The sequence below is a fragment of the Streptomyces sp. NPDC001068 genome, from assembly GCF_042897315.1.
GTDB lineage: Bacteria > Actinomycetota > Actinomycetes > Streptomycetales > Streptomycetaceae > Streptomyces.
This window is the reverse complement of sequence record NZ_JBIAYD010000025.1, coordinates 30,465-51,019: the sequence shown is the minus strand read 5'-3', so window position 1 is coordinate 51,019 and position 20,555 is coordinate 30,465. Positions and strand designations below refer to the sequence as shown.

Annotated in this window: 30 protein-coding genes and 2 pseudogenes; 11 read left to right on the top strand and 21 right to left on the bottom strand. The window is 68.8% G+C overall.

Annotation, left to right across the window (positions count from 1 at the left end; translation table 11 throughout):
* The first annotated feature begins 39 nt into the window (after positions 1–39).
* The 6 genes and pseudogenes from ACFY3I_RS41875 to ACFY3I_RS41850 form a co-directional block, all read left to right on the top strand.
* Positions 40–213 (top strand): CsbD family protein, encoded by a 174-nt coding sequence (locus tag ACFY3I_RS41875; protein WP_390866218.1) that lies wholly within the window; start codon positions 40–42, stop codon positions 211–213.
* A 139-nt stretch (positions 214–352) separates the two neighbouring features.
* Positions 353–439 (top strand): annotated as a pseudogene (locus tag ACFY3I_RS41870) (alpha/beta hydrolase); the annotation flags it as partial.
* A 179-nt stretch (positions 440–618) separates the two neighbouring features.
* Complete coding sequence (locus tag ACFY3I_RS41865; protein ID WP_390866217.1) at positions 619–1,299, top strand: HemK2/MTQ2 family protein methyltransferase; 681 nt, start codon at positions 619–621, stop codon at positions 1,297–1,299.
* Entirely contained in the window at positions 1,283–1,504 is a 222-nt protein-coding gene (locus tag ACFY3I_RS41860; RefSeq protein WP_390866216.1) for a CDGSH iron-sulfur domain-containing protein, read from the top strand. The genes ACFY3I_RS41865 and ACFY3I_RS41860 overlap by 17 nt, the downstream gene beginning before the upstream one ends.
* Complete coding sequence (locus ACFY3I_RS41855) at positions 1,501–2,508, top strand: iron-containing redox enzyme family protein (RefSeq protein WP_390866215.1); 1,008 nt, start codon at positions 1,501–1,503, stop codon at positions 2,506–2,508. The genes ACFY3I_RS41860 and ACFY3I_RS41855 overlap by 4 nt, the downstream gene beginning before the upstream one ends.
* A 9-nt stretch (positions 2,509–2,517) precedes the next feature.
* Positions 2,518–2,663, top strand: a pseudogene (locus ACFY3I_RS41850) (IS110 family transposase); the annotation flags it as partial.
* Positions 2,664–2,688: 25 nt separating this feature from the next.
* Here ACFY3I_RS41850 and ACFY3I_RS41845 read toward each other — a convergent pair.
* The 4 genes from ACFY3I_RS41845 to ACFY3I_RS41830 all read right to left on the bottom strand — a co-directional run bounded on the left by ACFY3I_RS41845 (position 2,689) and on the right by ACFY3I_RS41830 (position 4,897).
* Positions 2,689–3,015 (bottom strand): ankyrin repeat domain-containing protein, encoded by a 327-nt coding sequence (locus ACFY3I_RS41845; protein WP_390866214.1) that lies wholly within the window; start codon positions 3,013–3,015, stop codon positions 2,689–2,691.
* A 170-nt stretch (positions 3,016–3,185) separates the two neighbouring features.
* The gene (locus tag ACFY3I_RS41840) at positions 3,186–3,590 is read right to left on the bottom strand and encodes a hypothetical protein (protein WP_390866213.1); all 405 of its coding nucleotides are present in this window, start codon (positions 3,588–3,590) and stop codon (positions 3,186–3,188) included.
* A 219-nt stretch (positions 3,591–3,809) separates the two neighbouring features.
* Positions 3,810–4,163 carry a hypothetical protein gene (locus ACFY3I_RS41835; protein ID WP_390866212.1) on the bottom strand — a complete coding sequence of 118 codons (354 nt, stop codon included), beginning with the start codon at positions 4,161–4,163 and terminating at the stop codon, positions 3,810–3,812.
* A 173-nt stretch (positions 4,164–4,336) separates the two neighbouring features.
* Positions 4,337–4,897: a hemerythrin domain-containing protein gene (locus ACFY3I_RS41830; protein ID WP_390866211.1), complete on the bottom strand. Its 561-nt coding sequence runs from the start codon at positions 4,895–4,897 to the stop codon at positions 4,337–4,339.
* A 378-nt stretch (positions 4,898–5,275) separates the two neighbouring features.
* Between ACFY3I_RS41830 and ACFY3I_RS41825 the strand changes: the two genes are divergently transcribed.
* Positions 5,276–5,857 (top strand): transposase, encoded by a 582-nt coding sequence (locus ACFY3I_RS41825; RefSeq protein WP_390866210.1) that lies wholly within the window; start codon positions 5,276–5,278, stop codon positions 5,855–5,857.
* 648 nt (positions 5,858–6,505) lie between these two features.
* On the opposite strand, the gene ACFY3I_RS41820 is transcribed toward ACFY3I_RS41825, so the two are convergent.
* The gene (locus ACFY3I_RS41820) at positions 6,506–6,925 is read right to left on the bottom strand and encodes a DUF4440 domain-containing protein (RefSeq protein ID WP_390866209.1); all 420 of its coding nucleotides are present in this window, start codon (positions 6,923–6,925) and stop codon (positions 6,506–6,508) included.
* 272 nt (positions 6,926–7,197) lie between these two features.
* Here ACFY3I_RS41820 and ACFY3I_RS41815 point away from each other — a divergent pair, with 272 nt between their 5' ends.
* Complete coding sequence (locus ACFY3I_RS41815; protein WP_390866208.1) at positions 7,198–7,419, top strand: hypothetical protein; 222 nt, start codon at positions 7,198–7,200, stop codon at positions 7,417–7,419.
* Between the two features lie 141 nt (positions 7,420–7,560).
* Here the strand turns inward: ACFY3I_RS41815 and ACFY3I_RS41810 are convergent, their stop codons facing one another.
* Together ACFY3I_RS41810 and ACFY3I_RS41805 are read right to left on the bottom strand one after the other, a co-directional pair.
* A complete protein-coding gene (locus ACFY3I_RS41810; protein ID WP_390866207.1) occupies positions 7,561–8,097 on the bottom strand; it encodes a hypothetical protein in 537 nt (178 codons plus the stop codon).
* 387 nt (positions 8,098–8,484) lie between these two features.
* A complete protein-coding gene (locus ACFY3I_RS41805) occupies positions 8,485–8,688 on the bottom strand; it encodes a cold-shock protein (RefSeq protein WP_390866206.1) in 204 nt (67 codons plus the stop codon).
* A 518-nt stretch (positions 8,689–9,206) separates the two neighbouring features.
* Between ACFY3I_RS41805 and ACFY3I_RS41800 the strand changes: the two genes are divergently transcribed.
* Complete coding sequence (locus ACFY3I_RS41800) at positions 9,207–9,356, top strand: DUF6233 domain-containing protein (RefSeq protein ID WP_390866236.1); 150 nt, start codon at positions 9,207–9,209, stop codon at positions 9,354–9,356.
* 35 nt (positions 9,357–9,391) lie between these two features.
* On the opposite strand, the gene ACFY3I_RS41795 is transcribed toward ACFY3I_RS41800, so the two are convergent.
* The 3 genes from ACFY3I_RS41795 to ACFY3I_RS41785 are packed head-to-tail and all read right to left on the bottom strand — an operon-like array spanning position 9,392 to position 10,427.
* Positions 9,392–9,766, bottom strand: a complete 375-nt coding sequence (locus ACFY3I_RS41795; RefSeq protein WP_390866205.1) for an STAS domain-containing protein — start codon at positions 9,764–9,766, stop codon at positions 9,392–9,394.
* Between the two features lie 50 nt (positions 9,767–9,816).
* Positions 9,817–10,032, bottom strand: coding sequence for a hypothetical protein (locus ACFY3I_RS41790; protein WP_390866204.1), 216 nt, complete (start codon positions 10,030–10,032; stop codon positions 9,817–9,819).
* 44 nt (positions 10,033–10,076) lie between these two features.
* Complete coding sequence (locus ACFY3I_RS41785; protein ID WP_390866203.1) at positions 10,077–10,427, bottom strand: hypothetical protein; 351 nt, start codon at positions 10,425–10,427, stop codon at positions 10,077–10,079.
* 553 nt (positions 10,428–10,980) lie between these two features.
* Here ACFY3I_RS41785 and ACFY3I_RS41780 point away from each other — a divergent pair.
* The gene (locus ACFY3I_RS41780; RefSeq protein ID WP_390866202.1) at positions 10,981–11,181 is read left to right on the top strand and encodes a hypothetical protein; all 201 of its coding nucleotides are present in this window, start codon (positions 10,981–10,983) and stop codon (positions 11,179–11,181) included.
* A gap of 87 nt (positions 11,182–11,268) precedes the next feature.
* On the opposite strand, the gene ACFY3I_RS41775 is transcribed toward ACFY3I_RS41780, so the two are convergent.
* Positions 11,269–11,649, bottom strand: coding sequence for an ANTAR domain-containing protein (locus tag ACFY3I_RS41775; protein WP_390866200.1), 381 nt, complete (start codon positions 11,647–11,649; stop codon positions 11,269–11,271).
* A 397-nt stretch (positions 11,650–12,046) separates the two neighbouring features.
* On the opposite strand from ACFY3I_RS41775, the gene ACFY3I_RS41770 reads away from it, so the two are divergent.
* On the top strand, positions 12,047–12,310 hold the full coding sequence (locus ACFY3I_RS41770) for a hypothetical protein (protein WP_390866199.1): 264 nt from the start codon (positions 12,047–12,049) through the stop codon (positions 12,308–12,310).
* A 43-nt stretch (positions 12,311–12,353) separates the two neighbouring features.
* On the opposite strand, the gene ACFY3I_RS41765 is transcribed toward ACFY3I_RS41770, so the two are convergent.
* From ACFY3I_RS41765 to ACFY3I_RS41720, 10 genes are all read right to left on the bottom strand, one after another.
* Positions 12,354–13,322, bottom strand: a complete 969-nt coding sequence (locus ACFY3I_RS41765) for a Ku protein (RefSeq protein ID WP_390866198.1) — start codon at positions 13,320–13,322, stop codon at positions 12,354–12,356.
* Positions 13,323–13,449: 127 nt separating this feature from the next.
* Complete coding sequence (locus ACFY3I_RS41760) at positions 13,450–14,499, bottom strand: ParB/RepB/Spo0J family partition protein (protein WP_390866197.1); 1,050 nt, start codon at positions 14,497–14,499, stop codon at positions 13,450–13,452.
* Complete coding sequence (locus ACFY3I_RS41755; RefSeq protein WP_390866196.1) at positions 14,496–15,779, bottom strand: ParA family protein; 1,284 nt, start codon at positions 15,777–15,779, stop codon at positions 14,496–14,498. The genes ACFY3I_RS41760 and ACFY3I_RS41755 overlap by 4 nt, the downstream gene beginning before the upstream one ends.
* A 344-nt stretch (positions 15,780–16,123) precedes the next feature.
* Positions 16,124–17,395: a helix-turn-helix domain-containing protein gene (locus ACFY3I_RS41750; protein ID WP_390866195.1), complete on the bottom strand. Its 1,272-nt coding sequence runs from the start codon at positions 17,393–17,395 to the stop codon at positions 16,124–16,126.
* 652 nt (positions 17,396–18,047) lie between these two features.
* Positions 18,048–18,428: a hypothetical protein gene (locus ACFY3I_RS41745; RefSeq protein WP_390866194.1), complete on the bottom strand. Its 381-nt coding sequence runs from the start codon at positions 18,426–18,428 to the stop codon at positions 18,048–18,050.
* A gap of 238 nt (positions 18,429–18,666) precedes the next feature.
* Positions 18,667–19,068 carry a hypothetical protein gene (locus ACFY3I_RS41740; protein WP_390866193.1) on the bottom strand — a complete coding sequence of 134 codons (402 nt, stop codon included), beginning with the start codon at positions 19,066–19,068 and terminating at the stop codon, positions 18,667–18,669.
* Positions 19,061–19,417: a hypothetical protein gene (locus ACFY3I_RS41735; protein ID WP_390866192.1), complete on the bottom strand. Its 357-nt coding sequence runs from the start codon at positions 19,415–19,417 to the stop codon at positions 19,061–19,063. Before ACFY3I_RS41735 ends, ACFY3I_RS41740 begins: the two co-directional genes overlap by 8 nt.
* 69 nt (positions 19,418–19,486) lie before the next feature.
* The gene (locus tag ACFY3I_RS41730) at positions 19,487–19,993 is read right to left on the bottom strand and encodes a hypothetical protein (protein WP_390866191.1); all 507 of its coding nucleotides are present in this window, start codon (positions 19,991–19,993) and stop codon (positions 19,487–19,489) included.
* Positions 19,990–20,196, bottom strand: coding sequence for a hypothetical protein (locus tag ACFY3I_RS41725; protein WP_390866190.1), 207 nt, complete (start codon positions 20,194–20,196; stop codon positions 19,990–19,992). The genes ACFY3I_RS41730 and ACFY3I_RS41725 overlap by 4 nt, the downstream gene beginning before the upstream one ends.
* Positions 20,197–20,231: 35 nt before the next feature.
* Positions 20,232–20,471 carry a hypothetical protein gene (locus tag ACFY3I_RS41720; RefSeq protein ID WP_390866189.1) on the bottom strand — a complete coding sequence of 80 codons (240 nt, stop codon included), beginning with the start codon at positions 20,469–20,471 and terminating at the stop codon, positions 20,232–20,234.
* Between the last annotated feature and the right edge of the window lie 84 nt (positions 20,472–20,555).

Sequence of the window (20,555 nt, the reverse complement as noted above, 5' to 3'; positions counted from 1 at the left end):
CCGCGACAGCGGAAGTGAAGCGACGAGGAGGCGTATTCCATGAGTGCCGGCGAGAAGGCCAAGGCGAAGACCGAGCAGGCCACGGGCAAGGCCAAGGAGGCCCTCGGGCGCACCCTCGGCAACGAGCGCATGGCTGCTGAGGGGCAGATGCAGAAGAGCGCGGGTGACGCCCGTGAGGCCAAGGAGAAGGCCAAGGACGCCTTCAAGAGCTGACGCCCGCTCACCCGGCGAGGGTGTCCCCCGGAATTGTTCCGGGGGACACCCTCGCCCTGTGTGTGTACGGCGTCCGCGGCTGCGGCGAGGGCTGGTTCGCGGCCGGTGCAGAACGGCGGGCGGCTGCGAGGCTGCCCGGATGAATATCGGCCGCAGGAACAACGTCAGCGTCATCGGCAACCCGCAGGGGCGGACGGTGGTGCTGGCTCACGGGTTCGGCTGTGATCTGAGCACTCTCTGCAAGCGTGACTTGTGAGGCGCACGAGGTTTCCCGGTCCGCCGGACGGAAACCCGTTCGGCGCCAGCGCTGCCTTGCGACCCCCGCGGCATCAGGGCACTCGTGGAGGCACCCTTTGCCGCAGAGGTCATGGGACGCAGAGGCGGACGACGGCTGAGGAGGACACTGTGACAGCCACCCTTCCCACCAGTGCCCGGCCTCTGCGCTGCTGGGTCCCCCCTGGCGTGTACGCCCCCCAGGCCGACACCCGGCTGCTGGGGCGGGCACTGTCCCGCGAACGGATCACGCATGAGACGGACGTCCTGGAACTGGGCACCGGAAGCGGCATGCTCGCGGTAGAGGCGGCACGGCTGGGCGGCCACGTCACAGCCATCGACATCTCCTGGCGGGCCGTCGTCGTCACCTGGATCAACGCGCTGTTGAACGGGCAGCGCCTGCGGGTGGTGCACGGCGACCTGACGGCGGTACTACCCAGCGACCGCCGCTTCGATCTCGTGATCGCCAACCCGCCCTACGTGCCCGCTCCAGGCAGCGGACCGTCCCAGGGCCCGGCCCGGGCGTGGGATGCCGGCACGGACGGCCGTCTGCTGATCGACCGCATCTGCGACACCGCACCGAAAGTTCTGCGTCCGACGGGAAAGCTTCTGATCGTGCACTCACACCTGTGCTCCATCGGCGCCACGCTCACCCGGCTGGCAGCCGCGGGGCTGCGGGCGCAGGTCGTCGACCGCACCCGGTTGCCCTTCGGACAGGTCCTGCTCTCCCGCCTCGACTGGCTGCGCGAGCACGGCCTGGCAGGCAGCGGCACGACAGAGGAACTGGTGGTGATCCGTGCCGAACTCGCCTGAGCGTGTCTGCCGCATCCGTGTCCAGCGCGACGGACCCCTCCTGGTCGAGGGCCCGGTCGAAGTGGTGGGCGAGAGGGGCGAGGTGACGGCTTCGACGCGTTTCATGGTGGCCGTCTGCACCTGCCGCCGCAGTCGGACCTTCCCCTGGTGCGACACCAGCCACCGCTGCCGCGGCAAGCGACCCGACGAAGGCGATGCCTTATGACCCGCCGCCTTTCCCCAGCGCTGCCCGAGCCGCGCGGCCCGCTCTCGGCCGCCGTGACGGCCGCCCTGCGCGGCGCGGATCCGGCGGGCACACCGTCCCCGGCGCACTGCTTCCCGTACGGCGATGATCTCCAGCTTGCCCTCTACGTCCTCTACGAACTGCACTACCAGGGTTTCGAGGGCGTCCCTGACGGCCTGGAGTGGGACAGCGGGCTGCTGGCCGTCCGCGAAGCCCTGGAGGACCGCTTCCTGCACGCGCTCCACACCGACGTGCCCGTCAACGGTGCCGACACCGCCGCACAGGCGCTCGACGAGCTCCAAGTCGAACCGGCAACGGATCCCGGCAACAGCGTCTCCCACTTCCTCCAGGCCGAGGGCACCCTCCGACACCTGCGGGAATACGCCGTCCTGCGCTCGCTCTACCACCTCAAGGAAGCCGACCCGCACGCCTGGGTCATTCCCCGGCTGCGCGGGCGCGCCAAAGCGGCCATGGTCGCCGTCGAGTACGACGAGTTCGGCGCCGGACGCGCCGACGAGATCCACGCGGAGCTCTTCGCCGCCCTCATGGCCGACCTCGGGCTGGACACGACGTACGGCCGGTACGTCGACGCCGCGCCGGCCGAAGCGCTCACCACCGTCAATCTGATGTCCCTGCTGGGTCTGCACCGGTCGCTGCGCGCCGCGCTTGTCGGGCATTTCGCCGCCGTCGAGGTGACCTCGTCCCCTGCCTCAAGCCGCCTGGCCGAGGCGATGCGCCGGACCGGCGCAGGCCCGGCGGCCGTACGGTTCTACACCGAGCACGTCGAGGCGGACGCCGTGCACGAACAGGTCGTACGCCACGACGTCGTCGGCGGACTGCTGGAGAGCGAGCCGCACCTGGACGCCGACGTGGTGTTCGGGATCCGCGCGACCACCTTCGTGGAGGACCGCCTCGCCGCCCAGCTCCTCACCGCCTGGCGCGAGGGAGCCACTGCGCTGCGCGCAGACGAACGCCGTGGCTCGTAGCAGGTCGCCGCCCTCGGCGACCCGGCATCCCGGGCCTACTACGACAAGAAAATCGCTCAGGGCAAGCACCACACCCAAGCCCTGCTCTACCTCGCCGACGCCAGGCCGATGTCCTCTTCGCGATGCTCCGCGACGGCACCTTCTACGAACCCCAGCCCGGCCTGACCTGCAGAAACTGCACTACGAGGAAGGACGTTCCCCGAAATGCACCGCGACATCTGAACCAATACGCCAGTCGGCAAGACGCCGCGGGCTCACACCATGAAGGTTGTCCCTGTCCGGATCAGCACCGGCCTTAACCAGCAGCGACAACACTGCGCCATCGCCTCGATACGTGAACACGGCCAGCCACAAAGGCGTATTGCCCTGCCCATCCGGGGCATCCACCTGCGCACCCCCCGCCAGGAGAGAGCCGACAACCGCGGCATCCTGCGCATCCGCCGCGAAGTGCAACTGCGTCCACCCCTGGCGGCTCTCACGACCCAAGCCCTGATCCTCATCCGTCATGCCCGTCATCATCACGATCGCTTGACGAAGGAGATAGGGGCACCCCCCGCGTTTCCGGACTCCGCACGGCAGCGACGCTGAGGGCCGGGACGTACGGGTGCCCGGCGTGCGTGGGCGACGCCACGCCCTTTGGCACCGCACGCGACCGCACCGCCACCGCCGGGGAGCGGTCAGGAGGCCCGGGATACGAGCGCCTCGTACTCGACGTCGGACAGGTGGGTGGCCTCCAGGTGGACCTGGACCCGGTCGAGCAGGCTCCGGAGTGTGTTGTAGCCGGAGGAGTGGGCGATCGTCTCCTCAGTCTTCGTCCCAGCCGGACACCAGGAAATCAGTACAACCCTCTCGTGCCGGGTCCCGTCGGCTGTCGCGAAGAGCAGGTAGTGGACAACGTAGCGGGGTTCATCGGCGGGCAGAGCCTTCAGCAGTTCGTCGTGCGTCAGGTTCCCCTTGAAGTCGGGGACTACGGTCTCCAGTGTGTCGCTCAGCCGGTAGATCACTGTGTTGATGTCCCGCCTGCTTTTCAGCTCCTGGAAGATGCTGATACAGCTGTCGTCCACCGGGATATCACCGCTCACGACGAAACCTTCCTTATGGGAGAGCAGGCCGGACGGCTCAACGACCCGACTTCTGGGAGGTTCTGGGCGGCCTGTACTGAGCCTGTCCTGTCCTGCGGGCGTGGGCAGGACCGGCGGATCCGCTTGCGAACGAGGAGTCGGCCGCGGTCAGGGAGCCACGGCCCGGCGTCGGCTCCGGTCGGCGGTTCAGGCGGAGTGACAGGCACTCGGCCGCTGAGCTCAGGGAAGCTCCACCGGATCGGCGCTGAGGAGTTTGTGGAGCTGGGGCCGGTGCAGGCCCGCGATGTGCTCGAGCAGGTCGGGATGGCGCAGCAGAGGCGCGGCTTCGGTATCCCGCTTCCCGGGGGCGGTCAGCCGCCGCAGGCCACCGGCGGCGTGGTGCTCGCTCACGGCGTCGGCTTGGCGGGCGGCGTGGGCAGCCAGGGCAGGGTCTGCCAGGAGGCAGGCCGCCCAGCTGACGACGGTCTCGTCGATCCAGGTGCGCCACGCGGTGTCGTCGGGCTGCGGATCGCAGCCGGTGAGCCGGTCCAGCTGGTGGGATCCACTCGGTGCGAGCAGGTGGAGCAGTTCCACGTCAGGCGCGGTGAGGTAACGCAGTGTGGCGGCGAGGGTGACGGCCTGCCGGGCCTGGGCGCAGCCGGAGCCGAGGAGGGAATGAGCCGCGTCACAGGGTGCCCGGCGTCCGCGTCGCGGGCCGGGACCGAACGTGCGCGGTCCCGGCCCGGAAGCAGCGTGTCCCGGCAGGGTCAGGACGTGCCGCGGCCGGTGATGAAGTCGCGGGCCCGGTCCACCAGGCCGGCCCCCGGGGCGAGGAGCTTGTTCGCGGGCGGGGTGTTCGGAGCGGCGGGGTGCGGGCGGGTCGGGGCCAGGGACTTGGCCCGGCGGATCTTGTCACCGAGGTCGTTCAGAGCCTCTTGAGAGCAGGCCTGCCGCAGCATCGGGAAGAGGTTGTCCTCCTCGTCCTGGACGTGGGCGGAGACCTCGTCCATGAGCTGCTGCAGCAGCGGGCTCATACGGGCGTCCTCGGTGTCGGTCTTCTCCAGCTCCTTCAGGAGCTTCTCGACCCGGCCGTGGTCCGCGATCTCCTTGTCCGCGATCCGGTCACCGCCCTCGATGTGCTCACGCACCGCCGGATACAGGTACTCCTCCTCGGCGACCGAGTGCCGGACCAGTTCGATGGTGACTTCGTCCACCGCGTCACGGAGGTCCTGCCCGCCGCCCGGCATCCCCTGGATTCGGGCGAACATCTCCTCGACCTCCCGGTGGTCGGTCATCAGTTCCGCAAGCGCGTCTCCGCCGTGTCCCATCGTCCATCCGCCTCTCGTGTCGTTCACGGTGCCCGGGCCGGGCCGCTCCCGCCCCAGCTGTCAGTGGTTCCCCCGCCGGGCCGCCGCCGGCGCCGCCCGGGGCGCGGTCCACCCGGTCGGATGCCGGTGCCGTTCCGAGAGTGACGGACCGGCCGGCCCGTCACCGTGCGTGCGCCACGGCTGCCGGCGGTCCGGGGCGGCAGCGAACCGGTGGCCCGTTCCCTAGGGGCGCCGGCGGCCGGCTGTCACCGTCGGCTGCCCTCACCCACCGCCGCCCACAGACAGCGCCGCAGGTCCCCGCGATTCCTCGGCGTACGGCAGGACGACACCACCCGCGACATCACAGCGAGCCCCACGAGGGACGCGGTGGGGCAGCGGATGTTCCTTGATCAGCAATCGCCAGTCCTGCGAGCCTGGGCCGCCTCGCAGAGTCCGCGGACCCGGTCGGCGTGCAGACAGGCGGTGAAGGCCATCACCTGCCCGAAGGGCAAGATCACGAGCTGGTGGGCGTCACCACCGTCACTTGCTCCCTACATCACGGCCAGCTTCACCGTCGCCGACTGCCGGGACTGCCCGGTGAATTCTTCCTGCACCCGCACCGACGCCCGCACGGTCGCCTTCCTGCCGCGCGATCTCTACGACATCCAGTCCGAGTCGCGAACTGAGCAGCACACCCAGGAGTGGCTGTCGCGCTATTCGCTGCGGGCCGCCATCGAGAGCACGATCAGCGAGTCCGTCACGGTCACGGCATGCGCCAGTGCCGCTACCGGAGCGAAAGGCCCACGTCCAGCACGTCCTGACCGCCATCGCGGTCAATCTCGAACGCATCGATGTCCACTTGCCGCCGGTACCCGCCCGGCAGCCCAGGAATCCAACCGGACTCCAAGGATTCCTCGACTGGCAGCGCATCCCCCGGCCCCGGTCCCGGCGCGTCGCCACCCATCCCGCAGGCTGAAGTGATCCCTCTCAGTACCTGAGACTGATGCCCGCCTGGCCAATCGTCACCCAACGTCGACAGCCCCCGGCCTTCGAGGGGAAGACCGGGGGCCGCCTGCCATGACAGGACGGTCATCAGAGCCACTGGTTCCCAACCCCACGCCGGCGAGAAATGGGACCGCACAACACTGCGGTGCACGCATGTCATCGTGAACTACGCGCAGAATCCAGCGCGGCCACCCTGCCGTCAACCTCCCACGTCAGCAATGCACTTCATGCCATCCGCTCTGAGAGTCGATATGCGGCGCTCAAGGTGGTGACCACCACCTTGCCCCAGACCGGTCGCAGACCGACCGCCGATTTCAACTCTGACATAACAGCTCTGCGGGGACAGTCCGTTCAGCTCGATGATCTCCCGCAGGAAGTGCTCGGCCAAGATACCCGACAGCGTCAGGCACTGAAGACGTTGAGCTGGTCATCGAACGTCATGTACGGGGGAGAGGTCAGGGGATCCTCAGCGGTCTGGAGAGTCAGCCCGGCACCGAAGAGTTGGTTCGAGGCGAGTTCGAACTGGTGGGCCAGTTCCGCTAGGACCTGTCTGACAATTGGCGTCGGATCAGGCCGGGCGAACCCGATCCGGCGGGAAAGAGCAGACAGGCCCCGGAACGGACGCTACGGACGCGGCGTCCCGTCCGGCACCGGCGTGGCCTGGTGGTAGTAGAGCCGGAACTCCCCGGCGGCGTCGCGGCGCCAGATCGACGAACGGCGGGCCTGTCGGTCCTCGATGCGGGTCTCGTAGGTGAGGTGGACGATCCCGGGGGCGAGGACCGTGCCCTCGAAGTGTTCTGCGGTGATGGGGGTGCTGTTCTCGGCGCCGCCGTGGAGCGTGGGTAGGGCGGCGACCATCTCCGCGTGCGTCCACCGCCGCCCGGAGACGCCGACCTCGATGAAATCGGGGTCGAAGAGGGCTTCGGCGAGGGGGCCGGAGAGACGGACGGAGGGGTCGTGGAGGCGTCGCTCCCGATCGATCGCCTCGGTGACGTCCGGATGCTGTGGGAGTGCCTCGGGCGCGTGCCGCTCGTTCTGGATCATGGCGACATGATGCCCCGTCGCGGCCGGCGGCCCCTCAGCGGCCGGGCGGCCTTCAGCGGCGGCAGGCCCTGGCGCCGTCTGATGATTGATGTTGTGGTGGGACGTGGCGAGCTGACAGATGCAGCATGGCCTACCTACGTCAGCGGGTCGACGAGGACGGGGCCCTACGCGAGGCCACGCGCCCGCACACCGAGCGTTTCACCACCGCTGTCGCGCTATTCGCTGCGGGCCGCCATCGAGAGCACGATCAGCGAGTTCGTCACGGTCACGGCATGCGCCAGTGCCGCAACCGGAGCGAAAGGCCCACGTCCAGCACGTCCTGGCTCACCAGCCTCAAAGCCGAGCAGGCCGGTATCGAGCGGGCCGACCGGTGGGGCATCTTCGTCGGCGAATGGGCACCCACCTTCATCGGCCTCGGACTCGCCCTCTCCCACTACGAACAGCAGGAAGGGACCCTCACCGGCTCCCTGCACGCGGTAAGGGAGGCCAGCTGAGCGACGGTCGCCCTCACAGACCGTTCGACGCCCGCTGTGCACTGGGACACGGCCGGTCCGGCTCCGCGTCTCAGTGCGGACCCGTTGCGAGATACCCAGCGGGAGTCACCTCGGGACTTGAGTCTGCGATACCGGCCTGCCTTAGCCCTCCGGCTCCGCCTGCGCGTCGCCAATGGCGATGCGCAGGGCGTGGATGCTCTGGAGGGTGTCGATGAGGGCGGCGTCTGCTGCGCCCAGCAGACGACGGGCGGCCTCTACATCACCCTGGTCCGCGGCCAGCTGGGCGCTGAGCGTATACACCGCGGTCGTCACGGCGGCGAAGGCCGCGTCCTGGCCGGGAGGGGGCTCCTCTTCGTCGGATTCCGAGACCTGGATCGCCGTGCGCTGCAGCCGATTGGTCAGCACACCGACCGCCAGGCCCGGGTCGCCCACCTGTTCCGACCAGCCGAACAGCGTGGCCAGCACGTCCTCGATCTCCTCCGACTCAGCCGACCGTGTCGCAGCCGTGATCTCCACTTCCGCGGCGGCCAACAGGCTGCCCAACAGGTGAAGCCGGTCCTCCTCCAGCGGCCCCTCGGGACGCAGGACCGGATCGGCCACCGGCTCAGCTCCCATGGCCACCAACGCCCGATACACCTGATCCGCACTCACCGGATGCTCACTACTGCTGATGCTCACGCACCCAGGGCACCCTGGAGGGCCAACCGCCACGTTCCTGGAACTTCGCGTGAGGGTCAGCCGAACAAGCGCAAGGGCTTCTGGAGCGACCCATATGACTGTGGCCCGCACCGGGAGCGCGGACCACAGTCGGGTGAAGCGGCGCGGAGAACGCCATGGGCCGATCACGTTCCGGACGCCCTACGCAAGCGGAGCGTACGACGCTCCCGGTGCGCCGGCCCGCCTTCGGCGGATCGGCGCGCCGGTCTGTGCCGTGATGAAGCTCGGATGTGTGCGGGAGTCTTGCCGGTGTAGGACGGCGGACAATTGGAGAGTGGCGGCTGCAATGCGGGACGTATCGCGCGGACGCAACCGCTGCCAGGGGCGCAGCGCCGTGCCTCTCGTCGGCTACTCCTTCACGACGTTTTCAGCCTGAGGACCCCTGGCCCCCTGGGTCATGTCGTACGAGACGCGGTCGTCCTCATACAACTCCTTGAAGCCCTGGCCCTGAATGGCGGAGAAATGGACGAACACGTCCGGGCCGCCATCGTCCTGCGCGATGAAGCCATAGCCCTTCTCCGCGTTGAACCACTTGACCTTGCCGGTAGCCATGCCGCTCTCCTCCGTAGTACGCCGGCGACACCGTACCGCCCCCGAACAGCCCGTACAGCGAACGACGCACGAGCACCCTCCTCACGAGCCATTTACCGCCCTGCACCGCCCGCCGCCAGGTACGGCAATCAGATTTCGGTGACACGAACCGGCGAGCCATCAAGTTCCGATGACACCATTCAGCCTTCGCCGGCACGGACATCCGCACTCCACAAGACCCGGATACCCCCTAGAATCGAACGCGTGAACGAGTTGCCGCCTGATGCCCCGCGCCTGCGCGCGATCCTGGCGCACCTCGACAAGCAGCTCGCCGACACCGACACCGTCGCCACCTACCTGCGTCTCCAGCGTGGTGCGGTGCTGGCGGCGATCTCCCGTGCTGAGCGCCAGGCGATCCCGCGCCCTGTGATCTCCGCGCCCAAGCGGCCCGCGGCCCTCGCCGACCGTCGCGAGGCCGGCGTCCGCACGCCGACCCGGTTCATCCTCGAACGCCCCGAGAGGGCCGGGCAGGCCGCGCCATCCACACCAGCAGCTGCACCCAGGGGTTCACCCGCAGCAAGCCCATCGAGGCCGACCTCGCCCGCCAGGCGCTCGTCAACGACCCCCGCGGCTTCACCGCCTGCACCGCCTGCCGGCCGGACACCGAGCTGGGCATCGACGTCGCCTGACCGGCCAGGACGCAGGCACCAGCAGCTCCCCCGCTTCAGGGGGCGATCGCGTCCTGGACCGTCGGCCGGATGTCCAGGACCATGTCCGCCCCGGTGACCTCCAGCACCCGCCGGAACTGGGGCGCGGGCCGGGCCACCCGCAGCCTGTGGCCATGGTGGAAGTTCAGCAGCGCGTTCAGGACACTGGAGTCAGCGAAAGTCATCTGGGCCGCGTCCACGACGACCATCGCGTGAGTGGCAGCCGCGTCCTCCAACGTCGACGCCAGCAGGGAGACGGAGTTGCTGTCGAAGGCGCCGTGGACCACGACCACCCACACCCCCTGCTCCTCGTACTGGGTCAGATAGGGCCGTGCCGACGCGTGCGACAGGGTCGGGTCCGGCCGGTCCTCACCGGCGCTCGCGAAACTCATGGCGGCGAGTATGCCGTGAAGATCAGCACCCGCAAGAGGAGACCGAAAACTCACGCCCCGGGCAGGGTGCGCAGCAGCTCGCGAACCGCGCGGCGGATCGCGATGCGGCGGGCGAGACGGGGCGCGGCGTAGGCGGTGACCAGCAGACCCGCCGTGACGCTGAACGTGGCGAGCGGGCCGATCCAGCAGGACACGAGTAAAGAGCTGCCGGTCAGGAGCAGCGCGGCCAGGGTGAGCGCGAGGGCCTGGTCGTCGTCGCGGGGCATGAACTCCCCCAAAAAACGCGGGTCACGGTCGGGCCGGGCGGGGGTCAGGCGCGCTTGAGGCATCCGGCCGGCACCTGCCCTCCCGGCACGATCCGCCACAGAGTCCCGCCGTCGCACTCCCGGTAACGGGAGGCGTCCCGGCCGACACCGACCACGCACGACCACACCCGCTCTCCCTTGCGCAGGTAACGCACGATCGGCGAGGACGTCGTCGCGACCGGACCCTCGTTCCACGCAGGCCTGCGCACCGCGACCTTCTGCACGGCCCGCCACGCCGACGCGCACGGCGTCGCCGTGGGCGCGGCGGCCGGGGCGGGCGGCGCGGCGGACAGGGCGGTCGCGAGGACGGCGGCGACGGCGGCCGCCGTGGTGAGCAGACGTCGGATCGAGTGCATACACCATCAACCCCCACCCGGGCAGGACCGGTCACGGCCCCCCGTCCAAGATCACTCGCCGGGGGAACGCCGGGCAGCTTGTCTGCCCGGTCCGGCGCGCGCGGCCCCGCCGTCGCGCGCAACACGAACACCCGGCCGCCCGGTCCCCCGCAGCGCTCCCCGCACCCCGCCCGGCCCTTCTCTCTTCCTTGCCGTGACGGGGGTGCCCTGTGGGGGATGTCAGCCCCCCCGACCACGCTCCCAAAAGCCTGGTGACCTGCACAGACTCAGGCAGATCGTTCCAGCGAGGGCAACAGATAACGCACCGGATTACGCACCAGATAGCGCACCAGAACCGGGCCCGGACCACGCGCCTCTCGGACAGGAACCTGCCCCTGTCCCCCCGGCGCTCCCGGCCGTGGCTGACATGCCGCCAGACGCTCCGGGCCGCTCACCGCCCTGACGGCCCGCCGGTCCGTCCGTCACCCGGCATGTTTCGAACAGATGCGCCAGGACGGCCGGTATCCTGCGGGTGGGGTGGCCTGAAAGCGCCACACCGGAAGAGGACGCCGCCATGACCACGCCCCCGCCGCCGATCTCGGAACCCGACCCGTCCGCGCTGGTCTGCCCCGGCGACCGGGTCGGCCCATGCACCGGATGCCAGCGCAAGACGCACCGGTACGGCAGCGGAGGGAGCCCGCTGTGCCAGTGGTGCATGACCCCGGTCATGCAGCAGTGGGGCACGGCCGTGCGGTTCGTCAGCACCCGCGTCTGACGGGCTGCGGGGCCACGGGCCGGTTCTGGCGGCGGCCATGGCCAACAGCGGCAGGAGACCGTGGTCCGCCGCGGGTTCATGGCTGCCTCAGGTTGCGCTGTCTCCGCCGTCAGTGTGTTCGCCATCCGTTGCCTGGCCCGGTTGCGGCGCTCGCTGCCGCCAGCTTTCGACGCGGATATCCAGTTCCCGGGCGACCGACTGGGACATCGGCCGGCCCAGCGGCCAGTCCACAACCTCTGCCGCCACGGCGTGGAGCTTGATGTTCAGCGACTGGGACACCTCCCGCAGCATCTCCCAGCCGTCGTGGGGCGGCACCTGCCACACTGCGGCCAGCACCCCGAGCGCCTGGTCGATCACCGCATGCGATGCGACCGCCTGCTGCATCTGCGCGTTCTCTTCGCTGAGCCGAGCAATCTTGTCAGCCGTAGCCTGGTCGGCGGGAGACCGGCGGTCACCCACGGATGCCATGAACTCTCCTGGAGGCCGGGAAACAGGACTCACTCATTCCTGCCCTGGTCCGTCACCTGCATGACATGCGGCCCCCACACAACCCGCTCAGGTCCTCCGCCGTCGAGGCGACGGAGGACCATCGGGGGCTGTTGTCCCAACCGCTCCCCGAGTCGCCGACATCGCACAGTCCACACCTCGCGGTACGCCTCGCAGACGTCCCGGAGCCCGGCCTGGCAGCGACAACAAGAGCGTCCGGCCGGCACCGGCCTCTGCACCTCCGGCGCGCCACGCCCCACGGCCTACCGCCCGGCCGACCGGCCGCCAAGAACATCACCACAAATGAATCTATACAGGACACATGGTCCGAATTCTGTGCGGTACTCAGACAGAACCTGACGCAGACAGGAGAGTTCCTATGGTGATCAAAAAGATGCACGACATGGGCATCCGCAGCGAACACGCCTACCTCGCCGGCGTCGCGTCCATCGGCCTCAGCGTTGTGTCCTGGTTCGCCAGCATGAAGGCCGAACAGGCCGGCACCGCGCGAGCCGACCGCTGGGGAATCTTCGTCGGCGAATGGGCACCCACCTTCATGGCCCTCGGCCTCGCCCTCTCGCACTACGAACAGCAGGAAGGCACCCTGACCGGCTCCCTGCACGCCGTAAAGCAGGCCAGCTGACCTAGCCGCCCCGCAGGCCCTGACCCAGCGCACCCCGCGCCACCTACGCGCTGCGGCGGGGCCTGCGGGCGGCCGCCTTCTTCCCGCCGGCCTTCCTCGCCACGGCCGTCGCCTTCTTCGCCGTCGTGGCCTTCTTCGCAGCCGCCTGCTTCGCGGGCGCCTTGGCCTTGGCCGTAGTCTTCTTCGCGGGCATCTCGTGAACCTCCGCGTCGGCGCCGGTCTCCTCGCCCCGCGAGGCCTTCGCCTTGTCCACGGACTCCCGCAGGGCCGCCATTAGATCGAGCACCTTGCCCGCCGGGTTCTCCGGCTCCGGCACCTCAGGCAGAGCGTGATCCTCCCGCTTGGCCTCGATCACCTTCTCCAGGGCCTCCGTGTAGTGATCCACGAAGTCCGGGCCCTCCAGCCGGTCGGTGGTCATCCGCTCGATCAGCTCCACCGCCTCGTCGACCTCCGCGTCCGACACGTCCGCCGCCGGTGGGTGCAACTCGGAAGGGTCGCGGACCTCATCGGGCCAGCGCATGGCGTGCAACACGATCACATCGTCCCGGACCCGGAGCAGTCCCAGCCGCTCACGGCCGCTCCAGGCGAACTTCGTCACCGCCACCCGCGCGGAGCGCGCCAGTGCCTGGCGCAGCAGTTCGTACGGCTTCGCGGCCACCTGCCCGCCGGGCTGGAGGTAGTAGCCCTCACCGATCCGGAGCGGGTCGATGGCCCCCCATGGCACGAACCCGTGGATCTCCAGCGCCTTCGCAGTCGGCAACGGCAAGTGACGCAGGTCCTCGTCGGTGATCGGGATGACCTGGGTCGTCGTGAGTTCGTAGCCCTTGGCGATCTCGTCGGAGCGGACCTCTCGATCCTCGACCTCGCAGAACTTGCGCACCCGCACCCGAGCCATGTCCTCCAGGTGGTACTGGTGGAAGCGCACCGAGTGATCTTCGGTCGCGCTGGCCACGTGAACCGGCACCGTCACCAGACCGAAGCTGATCGCGCCTGACCAGATGCTGCGGGGCATAGCTGACCTCCATCGTGGACCCCGAGCTCTTTCAGCCTATGGTCACCGCCGCACCCCGGCTCGCTGCCGATGCACAGCAACGAGGGGTCCGCACCGGCCGGTGCGGACCCTCTAGTCGGCTCGAACGTCACACGGTCGTCTGCCGGTCGCGGTGTTGGATGAGCGCGTCGAGCATCGTGTTGAACTCGTCGGGCTCCATCTTGTGGATGAGGAAGTACGCCGCGTCCCGCCCGCTGTTGTACGGGAACGGCCTTGTCTTCGGTTGGTATTCCTCCGTCTCGCTGCCCTCAGAGGACACGGTGTCGTCGGCCCGGGGTTCGGGAAGTGCGGCTGCCGGAACGTCCGGTGACAGGTCGTCCTGCGCTGCCGACGCCGTACCGGGATTATCACGGCGTGATACTTGCCCGACGGTCACGGGGTCGTCGGCTGGTGAGCCAGCTGGCTCCGAAGGCTGCGGCACCTTGATGCGGTCGGCGGCAGCCCGCTCGTCCGCCTTCTTTTTCTGGTCTGCGGGGGAGAGCTTGCCCAGGTTGCGTACGTGCTTCACGGTCCGCTCGCCAGTGGCAAGGTCCTTCTGGAGCTCTGGCGACAGCTTCAGCAATGACAGCTTGCTGGAGATGGTGTTCTGGGGGATGCCCAGTCGCCGGGCGGCCTTGGTCTGGCTCCCGTAGTAGGTCACCAGTTGCTGGAGTGCGTGTGCCTCTTCGAGTTCGGTCATGTCGTCGCGGTGGTAGTTCGCGATGAACGCGGCCTCGAGGAGAGTTTCGTCCGTGCTGACGCGGGCGTTGTCGACACGGACGGGGATGGTGGCCAGGCCTACGCGGCGGGCGGCTTCGAGGCGCCGGTGCCCGTCGACCACGACGTAGTGCGCGCCGTCGTCCAGGTCGTCGGTGCGGTCGGACCGGTCGTGCAGGTAGGCCTCGATCGTCGCGACGACGATGGGCAGGATGACGCCGACTTCACGGACGGAGGCAACCGTGTCGTCCAGGCTGCGCAGATGGTTGCGCGGGTTGTCGGGGTTGTCGCTGATCTGGGTGACCGGCAGGTCGGTGACGGCTGCCGCCGTGGTGTCGCCGTCACCACCGATGGCATGGCCGATGACGTCCCGCCGTGAGCTGCGAGCGCCGGCGGCCGCGCCGAACGCGGTTCCTCGGCCGAGCTGGTCTGCTTTGCTCACGGGGTTGCCTCCATGGCGATCATCCGCATGGTGTTGGCCTGCTTCGAGTGCGGCGCGTATGAGAGAAGCGGTTGTTTGACGCGGACCGCCTCGCGTTGTTCTTTCAGGTCGTCCAGGACGGCGAGGACGCGCTGGTCTTCCAGGCTGGCCCACTGGTCCAGGGAGGATGTGGCGACGAAGCCGCGGCGTGCGTCGTACTGGTTGACGACCAGGCCGAGGTAGTCGATGTCCAGGCCGAGGTCCTTGCGGAGGTCCTCGATCTGGTCGACGAGCATGCGGTAGGCGGTCGCTGAGCTGTCTTCGGCCTGGACCGGGATGAGGACGCCGGAGCGGGCCGGGCGTTCGTTGCGGCGCCGGCGCGCGTAGTACAGGGCTGCGTCCATGGCCAGTCCGAGGCTGGGAGGGCAGTCGATGATGATGACGTCGTAGTCGTCCTCGATCGGCCGCAGCGCCCGCTCGAGGGCTGCTTCTTTCTGGAAGCCGCGGGACTGGGCGGCGGTGAGGGCGAGCCTGGAGTCGAGGACGAACCCGTCGAAGGCGCCGGGCAGTACGTCCAGACGGCGTCCGAATCGTGGGTCGTCCACGGTGACGATGAGGTCGCGCAGGTCGCCCTCTGCCTCACCGATCATGTGGGAGACGAGGCTTTCCCGGCCGGGTTCGATCTGTGGGATACCGAGCTGGTCGGAGAGGTGGCTCTGGGGGTCGTAGTCGACGACCAGGACCCGGCGTCCGCCGATAGCCACCCGGTCGAGCCGGTCCTGGACGTCGGTCTTGGTTTTCCCTATGCGCTTGAGGTCGCCGTAGGCGAGGGAGTCAATGAACCGGGTGAGTGCGTCCCGGCCGACGTCGGGGTCTTCGGCGTAGGCCTCGGCCATCCCGAGGGAGACCGTGGTCTTGCCGACGCCGCCCTTCTGGTTGGCGTTTATGATCCGCACCGGGTCGGCGGTCTGTGCAGCGTTTTCCGGGGAGGGGTGTTCGTCCAGCCAGAGCCGGATGCTCTGCGCGAGGCCCTGTGTGTAGGAGACCGAGCGGTCGTTGCAAGTGCTCCTGAAGTCGTCGTACAGGCCGGGCGGGAGCCACGGGGAGAACGACTTCGCGCCCGACGTGTCGATCTCGGGGATGGGGCGGGTGTTGGTCCGCCAGGCGGTGATGCCGGCTTCGACGGCATCTTGGATGTCCAGGCCGAGTTCGGCACATCGGATCTTCAGTTCACGTTGGAGCGCCGGGGGGAGCTTGGACGTCACCTTTTCCCGGTCTCCCTCAGGGTATGGAGAGGCCACGACGTCACCTTACTGACTCTCCCGGCTTTCGTGGTGCCCGGTTCACGGGATCTGATCGGTTTTCACCTGACAAGTGAGTGCCGGATTATCACCGGGTGATAATCCGTGGCAGTCGTCGCGCCGGACCGCGGCGTATCACCCGGTGATAGTCCACTGAAGATCACTCAGCGGACGGCACTGGACGGGTCAGAATTTTCTGACCCCTGAGGGAGCACGGGCAAGGCGGTGGTGCTCCTCGGCGGGCAGTGCCGCCGTTGGGCAATGCGGGCTCGTTGGCGCTCTGTTGGAGGGGGCGGGGCGCTACAAGGTTCTGGCGCAGTCGACGCGGTCGGGCCGGCTTGCTGTCAGGCGCTGATACCGAAGGTATGCAGCCACCACAGGCCTGGGGCGAAGGTGACGCCTCGGACTACGAAGCCGACGTCCAGCAGGACGGCCGCCAGGGTGATGAGTACGGCAACTATGACGAGCAAGGTGAGCCGGTCTTCGTACTCCGGGACTGCTTCAAAGGCCAGACGGATGAGAACGATCAGGATCGCACTGCCGATAAGGGTGAAGACGGAGTCGGTCACGGCAAGGAGCGCGAGTCCCCACCATCGCGGCCCGTCTTCCGATGCGCACGCTGCTGCGAAGGCAGCACCGTTGAGGAAGACGAAGACGGGCACGAAGATGATCATGAGGGCTGTGAAGGCAGCCATGCCGGGAGCGAAGTTCCAGGGGAGGAGCGGCAACAGGAACGGGGCCGGCCGCTGCGGGGCCCGTATCGGCGCCGTCTGGGGAGGCGGGCTCTTCGTTGGTGTGGACCGATGGGGGAGCTGCTCCGCTCCGTCTGCGGTGGGGGGCTTGCTCCGGCGATCGGATAGCCCTTCTTGCTTCGTCGAAGTCTGCGTGGTGGTGGCGGCCTTGGCGTTGACCTGCGTTGACACCCCGGAAACGCACTTCTCCTCGGTGAGACGGGCGACCTGCCCGCGTAGCACTTTGATCTCCTGCCGGAGCAGTCGGATCTCTTCTTGCTGACGGTCGATGTCGGTGTTCATCTCCCGGACCAGGTCGCTGGCGTCGCGCAGCCGCCTTTCCTGATCATGCACCTTTTCCTGCAGACGGTCGCGTTCTCGCTCCATCACTCTCGCCTGCTGCCGTTCCTCACGAAGCTCACCAGCCAGTTCCTGAAGGCGCCGTTCCTGGACCTCCAGTTCCTGGCTGGTGTGCTGACGTACCCACTCGATCGCTTCCTGTACCGCGGCATCCTGGCTGCCCTGCGCGATCCGCTCCTTCTCTGCGAGATCGGCCCGCAGCCGTGCGATCACCTCGTGGGCATGCCGGAGCCTGGCTTCAACGGGTCCAAGTCTGTGTGCTTCGTCCGCCAGCCTGCGCAGATCTTCGAGGACGCTGTCAGTGAGAGGACTCCCCTTGAGGGCGGCGAAGCGTTGCAGGTCCTCGACGAATTCCTTGCGGGCGAGGCGTTCGCCGCTGAAATACCGGCTCACCACAGCCGGGGAGTAGCCGGTCGCGTCGGCCAGTTGCTTCTGCCTGGCGCCGGCCCTCAACAGAGGCTGCCAAGCGGCCTTGAGGGCTTCACTGTATGCCCGTATCGCCGCCTTGCCTGGGTCTTCGCTCATCAGGGCTCTCCCTCTCCCGGCTTGCATGATGCCGCTGAGCGATGTGTTCACGCACCAGGGCAGAACGGATTCTTGAGAGCCTGTTGCCTGTCGGGATGCCGTCAAGTTGCCGATCTTGTGGCAACGCTCCGTTCCCACTTCCGCAACGCTGACGCTTCCCCATGCTCAGAGTCATGGCCCGAACGGTTCGGAGCCATGATGATCGGAGGCCAGTCATGGCAATGGAGCAGCACCACGCGACCAGGCGGCGGCCCTTCCTCGACATACGGATTGGCGGCGTTCGCCTGACTGCCCAACGGATCCCGTACCGGATGCTCGCTGTGGCGGCAGGGATGGCGGGTTCTTTGGGCAGCGCAGCATGGTTCGGCCGCTGACCAGGCAGAGAAGGACCGACTCCACGCCGGCCAACCGGGTTTTCCGACTCCTGGACGACACTTCAGGCGCGACACCATCCAGGAGAAGACGGATCGACTGGCCGGCAGTCGACGCTCACGCATTGGACGCCGCGAACCGACCTGGAAACGATCCGCGGATTATCACCAGGTGATAGTCCGCCGAAGATCACTCACCGAGCGCACCTGGACCTCCCAACGCAAAAAGGGCCTGGCCCCGCACTTGCGGGGCCACGCCCTTGTCGGTTCCTAGTGCCGCATCAGGCAACGTTCGTCCCGTTGACCGCTTCACGCAGGTGTTGGCCGGCGGCACGGTCGGGGTGCGGCAAGGTGCGCGGTGTCGTTGGCTTGTCGGGCCGGGGCTCTGCATCACCGAGGTAGTACACAGCTCCGGACTCACGGTGCGGCGTGTCCACGACCAGCCAGCCGACGATCCGACCCCGTGTATCCCGGACTTGCCAGGGGTCGAGACCTTCTCCCCAGTACACCCGCTGTTCGGAGCGTTGTTCAGGGCCGAGCCGACCGCTCATGTCATGGCAGCCGTGTCCACGGCTGTCGGCACACTCGAACAGGACAGCTGGGGTGCGGGTGTCATTGACGAAGACGACGGAGCTGAAGTTGGCAGGGTCTGTGGGATCCACGGTTGCATCGCAAGCACTCAGAAGTCCCACAACGAGAGCAGCAACCGGCCAGGCTGTGCGCGGACCACCACCCAAGTCGCCCCTCCCTGTTCGGCAACGGAGCCTACAGAAGGCAAACGTTGCCTGATGCAGCACTAGTTCTTCCGAACACGTGGCAGGTGCGCGTGCAGGTGGACCCGGAACGCAGAAAGGGCCCGGCCCCGCAGAGATGCGGAGCCGGGCCCTTGTGGTCGGTGCCTCAGCGCTTCAGGACGCGCGGAAGGTGGGCGTGCAGGTGCTGGGTTACGGCGGGGATGCCTTGGTCTGCGAGGCGTTGTGAGAGGAGGTTGGTGAGTGCGCATGCGCGGTGCCGGCCGCCTGCGCATCCGATCGCGATGCGGCGGGGGCCAGCGGGGAGGGCCGCGTAGTCGGTGAGGTTGTCGAGGAGTTCGCGAGCGCCGGGGGTTGCGAGGACGACGTCTTGGACGCGGGGGTGGTGGCCGTCAAGGTCAAGGATGTCGCGGGCGGCGGCGGGGTCGCGTAGCCTCTCGCGGACGTCCTCGATGCGGTCGGCCTCGGGCAGGGCGGGGCGGCCCTGGTGGTCGGTGTCGAGGTGCAGGAAGCCGAACGACACCAGGACGATCGGTACATGGTCAGGCATGGTCGCCCTCGGGGACGGGGTGGGTGTAGCGGATCGGCTTGCTGAGGCTGCGGGCGTATTCGATCTCGCGGCGGGTGCTGTCGCCGATGTAGCCGCCGGGGTTGACGACCAGGACGTCGTCGGCGAGGTCGATTTTGCGCAGGTGCAGGGTGTCCAGCATCTGCTTCATGCGGGCGGCCCGGGCGGGGGTCGACCACAGGGCATGCGGCTGCTTCAGGTTGCAGCCGGGGGCGAGGACGATCCGGCCGGCGGCCGTCTCGTACAGGGTGGCGTCCGCCATCGCGTCCCAGAAGCGGGTGGATCCGCACAGGACGACGATCGCCGGGCGGGAGGTGGAATCGGTGTGCATGGGGTCCCTTCGGTCGGGTGCTGGAGTGGGCGGGGCGGCCCGCCGTCACGCGGCGGGCCGCCGGGGTGGTCAGGCGGTGAGCCGCCGGAGGGCCGGAACAGCGTGGATGCTGCCGCAGTCGACGGAGCCGTCGGTGAGGTGAGGTGAGCGGCCCTGGGTGGGGGCGAGGTCGGTGAGGATGTCGACCAGGACGCCCTCGGTGTCGAGGGTGATGTCGACGTAGCCGCGTCCGCAGGTGCACGGCACGACCAGCGTGAGGATGTCGAGGGCGCCGTCGTGCTCGGTGATGCGGAGGGTGTGGTGCATCCACGCGCCGCCGTCCAGCCAGGCGACGGCGGAGGGTTCGAGGCGGCGGCCGCCGTCGACGGTGACGGACGGGTAGCCCTGCCAGTCGACCGCGTCGACCACACCGGCGAGCGTCTCCGGGTAGGCGTAGTACACGTGGTGGGCGGCGGCGGTTTCGGCGTCGTCGCGCTGCTCGGCATCGTCCGGTCCGACCGTGTCGGTGGCGATGCCGAGCAGAACGGCGAGCGGGCTGTCCGGCGCGAACGGGAGGGTGCGGGGCAGGGTGGTCATCGGGTCTCCGATCGGGACGTGGTGCGCGGGGTGCGGGGGCGGGGTGTGCGCGGTGCGATGGCCAGCGCCAGCAGCTCGCGGTTGCGGCGCTGCTGCTCAGGGGTGAGCGGTCGGGGCGCCGGGCCGGTGCGGTGCCAGCACAGCGAGGCCGGCGGTTCGGGGTAGGCGAGGGCGCGGGCGGTGTCGCGGGGGGTGCTGCTCATGGGTGAGCCCTCCGTGCGGAGTGATCGAGCAGGGGTCAGGCGTGGTCGCCCACGGGGTCCTTGCTGGACTTGGGCTGGCTGTCGGAGGCGAACCGGCCTAACCGCGCCTCCACCGGGTTCTTGGTGATCCAGGCTTCAGCGCAGACCTTGTGCGCGGCCTCACCTGCGTGGGAGCGCAGCGGCGTCGGACCGCCGCACAGTGCGCACGGCTTGGTCCTGCGGTGGTCGAAGTGCTCGGGATCCCGCCAGTCCAGGAGCGCGCCGGGCGGCGGCACCCGACCAGGCAGGAACGGTTTCCGCCCGGAGCGGCTCTCTGTCGCATCGCTCTCTGCTGCGACTGCGGGGCGGGCGCGGGCGGG

What these genes read in the sequence shown, in the direction of transcription:
- ACFY3I_RS41875 (WP_390866218.1), top strand. Translation starts at nt 40, where the DNA reads ATGAGTGCCGGCGAGAAGGCCAAGGCGAAGACCGAGCAGGCCACGGGC.
- ACFY3I_RS41855 (WP_390866215.1), top strand. Translation starts at nt 1,501, where the DNA reads ATGACCCGCCGCCTTTCCCCAGCGCTGCCCGAGCCGCGCGGCCCGCTC.
- ACFY3I_RS41845 (WP_390866214.1), bottom strand. Translation starts at nt 3,015, where the DNA reads ATGACGGATGAGGATCAGGGCTTGGGTCGTGAGAGCCGCCAGGGGTGG.
- ACFY3I_RS41830 (WP_390866211.1), bottom strand. Translation starts at nt 4,897, where the DNA reads ATGGGACACGGCGGAGACGCGCTTGCGGAACTGATGACCGACCACCGG.
- ACFY3I_RS41825 (WP_390866210.1), top strand. Translation starts at nt 5,276, where the DNA reads ATGTTCCTTGATCAGCAATCGCCAGTCCTGCGAGCCTGGGCCGCCTCG.
- ACFY3I_RS41820 (WP_390866209.1), bottom strand. Translation starts at nt 6,925, where the DNA reads ATGATCCAGAACGAGCGGCACGCGCCCGAGGCACTCCCACAGCATCCG.
- ACFY3I_RS41815 (WP_390866208.1), top strand. Translation starts at nt 7,198, where the DNA reads ATGCGCCAGTGCCGCAACCGGAGCGAAAGGCCCACGTCCAGCACGTCC.
- ACFY3I_RS41805 (WP_390866206.1), bottom strand. Translation starts at nt 8,688, where the DNA reads ATGGCTACCGGCAAGGTCAAGTGGTTCAACGCGGAGAAGGGCTATGGC.
- ACFY3I_RS41795 (WP_390866205.1), bottom strand. Translation starts at nt 9,766, where the DNA reads ATGAGTTTCGCGAGCGCCGGTGAGGACCGGCCGGACCCGACCCTGTCG.
- ACFY3I_RS41790 (WP_390866204.1), bottom strand. Translation starts at nt 10,032, where the DNA reads ATGCCCCGCGACGACGACCAGGCCCTCGCGCTCACCCTGGCCGCGCTG.
- ACFY3I_RS41785 (WP_390866203.1), bottom strand. Translation starts at nt 10,427, where the DNA reads ATGCACTCGATCCGACGTCTGCTCACCACGGCGGCCGCCGTCGCCGCC.
- ACFY3I_RS41780 (WP_390866202.1), top strand. Translation starts at nt 10,981, where the DNA reads ATGACCACGCCCCCGCCGCCGATCTCGGAACCCGACCCGTCCGCGCTG.
- ACFY3I_RS41775 (WP_390866200.1), bottom strand. Translation starts at nt 11,649, where the DNA reads ATGGCATCCGTGGGTGACCGCCGGTCTCCCGCCGACCAGGCTACGGCT.
- ACFY3I_RS41770 (WP_390866199.1), top strand. Translation starts at nt 12,047, where the DNA reads ATGGTGATCAAAAAGATGCACGACATGGGCATCCGCAGCGAACACGCC.
- ACFY3I_RS41765 (WP_390866198.1), bottom strand. Translation starts at nt 13,322, where the DNA reads ATGCCCCGCAGCATCTGGTCAGGCGCGATCAGCTTCGGTCTGGTGACG.
- ACFY3I_RS41750 (WP_390866195.1), bottom strand. Translation starts at nt 17,395, where the DNA reads ATGAGCGAAGACCCAGGCAAGGCGGCGATACGGGCATACAGTGAAGCC.
- ACFY3I_RS41740 (WP_390866193.1), bottom strand. Translation starts at nt 19,068, where the DNA reads ATGCCTGACCATGTACCGATCGTCCTGGTGTCGTTCGGCTTCCTGCAC.
- ACFY3I_RS41735 (WP_390866192.1), bottom strand. Translation starts at nt 19,417, where the DNA reads ATGCACACCGATTCCACCTCCCGCCCGGCGATCGTCGTCCTGTGCGGA.
- ACFY3I_RS41730 (WP_390866191.1), bottom strand. Translation starts at nt 19,993, where the DNA reads ATGACCACCCTGCCCCGCACCCTCCCGTTCGCGCCGGACAGCCCGCTC.
- ACFY3I_RS41725 (WP_390866190.1), bottom strand. Translation starts at nt 20,196, where the DNA reads ATGAGCAGCACCCCCCGCGACACCGCCCGCGCCCTCGCCTACCCCGAA.